Below are 2532 nucleotides of genomic sequence, written 5' to 3' on the forward strand. Positions count from 1 at the left end.
CAGCGCGCCCGCCCGCGCGGCGTCGCCCTCCGCCAGCGCGGCGACGATGGCCCGGTGCTCGCTCACCGCGCAATCCGACGAGTGCGGGCGGGCGTAGAGGGACAGGATAAGCGCGCAGCGATAGCCGAGCTCGGCCACGTAGCGCCGGAGCACGGCGCTGCCCGTCATCTCCGCGAGCAGGAGGTGGAACTCGGTCGCGAGGCGGATCGAGGTCGCCTCCGGGCCGCCCGCCGCCGCCTCCTCGCCCGCGATATGGGCGTCGAGGGTCGCCATCTGCTCGGCGCCGAGGCGCCCGGCCAAGCGGGCCACGACGAGGCGCTCGAGCCCGATCCGGACGTCGAAGGCGTCCCGCGCCTCCTCCCAGCTCGGCGTCGCCACGACCGCGATCCGGTTGCGGCGCAGCTCGACCAGCCCCTCGGCGGCGAGCTGGCCGAGGGCTTGGCGGGCGATGGTGCGGCTGACGCCGAAGCGTTCGCCCAGCGCATCCTCGGGCAGCCGGTCGCCCGGCGCCAGCGCCCGCTCCACGATGGCGCGCCGGAGCGACCGGCAGATCGCGCCGACCCGGTCCGTCGCGTCGCGTCGTCTCTCATCGTTCATGCAGGACCTGCCCCGGCCGCGACCGCACCATCCTCCCGCCGGCGAGGCCCGCTGGGCGGCCGGAGGAGGGGCGCACCGCCGTACAGGCACGGACGGGAGAGGAAAGCTAGACCGTACGGAGGCAAGTTCGAAGCCGCATGCGGGGCTCGGCCCGGACGGGCAGGCCCCGCCGGGCCGGATCGTCGCGCTTCCGCCGCACTGACCTGCTCCAACCGGGCCGAGCCCTCATCCCCGGAGCCCCCGCCGTGTCCCCACTCGTTCGCAGGCGAGCCTCCCGGCGCGCGGTGCGCCGGCTCTCCTCCGGCCTCGCCTCGATCCTGAAGGCGACCGTCCAGTTCGGCGAGGCCGCGTCCCGCCAGGGGCAGAAGACGCTCCGCGAGGCCCGGAAGACGGTGAAGCCGCCGCGGGAGGCGGCCCCGGGCCGGGCGCCGGGCCGCTTCGTCGAGATCGACGGCCTGCGCGTCCACTACATCGCGCGGGGCCGGGGGCGCCCCGTGGTGCTGATCCACGGCAACGGGACGATGGCGGAGGATTTCGCCATCAGCGGGCTCCTCGACCAGCTCGCCGAACGCTACCGGGTCATCGCGATCGACCGGCCCGGCTTCGGCCACACGGAGCGGCCGCGCCACCGGATCTGGACGGCCGCCGCCCAGGCGCGGCTCGTCGAGCGCGTGCTCGATCAGCTCAACGTGCGCAATCCCGTCATCCTCGGCCATTCCTGGGGCACCATCGTCTCGCTGGCCCTCGCGACGCGGTCGGGGCGGGACCTGCGCGGCCTCGTCCTCCTGTCCGGGTTCTACTATCCGGCGCGGCGCGCCGACGTGGCGATGATCACGCCCCTGGCCATACCGGGGGTGGGCGACGCCGTCCGCTCCCTGATGCCCAGCACGATCGGCCATCTGCTCGCGCCGCACGTCTTCCGCCACGTCTTCAAGCCGCAGGCCGTGCCCGCCCGGTTCAAGGCCCGCTTCCCGGTCGGGATCTCGGTCCACCCGACGCAGGCTCGCGCCAGCGCGGAGGACACCGCCACCATGAACGCGGCGGTCGCCCTGCTGCAGGACCATTACGCCGATCTGCGGCTGCCGGTCGCGATCCTCAGCGGCGACGCGGACGCGGTCGTCGATCCCGCCGAGCAGTCGCAGCGCCTGCATGGGGCGGTCGCGGGCAGCACGCTGACGATCCTGCCCGGGCAGGGGCACATGATCCACTACGCGGCCCGCGCCAAGATCGGGCGGGCGGTGGACGCCGTGATGGCCGCGCGGGCCAAGAGCCTGCACTGGCTCTGAGCCGGGCGGCCCGCCCGGACGATCCGCCTCACGCGGCGGAGGCCGCGCCGCCCTCGATCAGGCGCAGGCTGCGGCGCAGGCTCTGGGGCGGCTGGCCGAAGAAGCGCAGGAAGGCGCGGCGCATCCGGTCGCGGTCGGCAAAGCCCGTGTCCCGGGCGACGACGTCCATCGTGTGGCGCCCCTCCTCGAGCATGACCTGCGCCGCTTCGAGCCGCAGCCGCTCGACGCCCTTGGCCGGCGACTGGCCGGTCTCCTCCCGGAAGAGGCGGCTGAACTGGCGCGGGCTGAGGCTGGCGGCCTCCGCGAGCTCCTCCACGGTGAGCGGGTTGCGCAGGTGCTCCTTGGCGTAGAGCAGCGCGCGGCGGACGCGGTCCGAGCGGGGCTCCAATTCGAGGAGGGCCGAGAATTGCGACTGCCCGCCCGGGCGGCGGTGATAGACGACGAGCTTGCGCGCCACCGCGCGCGACAGAGCCGCGCTGTGGTCGTCCTCGATCAGGGCCAGGGTCAGGTCGATCGCCGCGCTCATCCCCGCCGAGGTCCAGACAGTGCCGTCGGAGGCGAAGATGCGGTCGTCGTCGACGCGGGCGAGGGGGAAGCGTTCCTGAAGGTCGCGGGCATGGGCCCAGTGCGTGGTGGCCGTGCGGCCGTC

Annotated in this window: 3 protein-coding genes; 1 reads left to right on the top strand and 2 read right to left on the bottom strand. The window is 74.6% G+C overall.

What is annotated here, in order from left to right:
• On the bottom strand, positions 1–597 hold a 597-nt coding region (locus E1J50_RS25890), incomplete at its 3' end, for a GntR family transcriptional regulator (RefSeq protein ID WP_132257111.1).
• A 245-nt stretch (positions 598–842) separates the two neighbouring features.
• Between E1J50_RS25890 and E1J50_RS25895 the strand changes: the two genes are divergently transcribed.
• A complete protein-coding gene (locus E1J50_RS25895) occupies positions 843–1883 on the top strand; it encodes an alpha/beta fold hydrolase (RefSeq protein ID WP_245516766.1) in 1041 nt (346 codons plus the stop codon).
• A gap of 28 nt (positions 1884–1911) precedes the next feature.
• On the opposite strand, the gene E1J50_RS25900 is transcribed toward E1J50_RS25895, so the two are convergent.
• Positions 1912–2532 (bottom strand): GlxA family transcriptional regulator (locus E1J50_RS25900; RefSeq protein WP_132257115.1); only part of this gene is annotated, 621 nt, incomplete at its 5' end.

The organism is Methylobacterium segetis, assembly GCF_004348265.1.
In the GTDB taxonomy this organism is placed as follows: Bacteria; Pseudomonadota; Alphaproteobacteria; order Rhizobiales; family Beijerinckiaceae; genus Methylobacterium; species Methylobacterium segetis.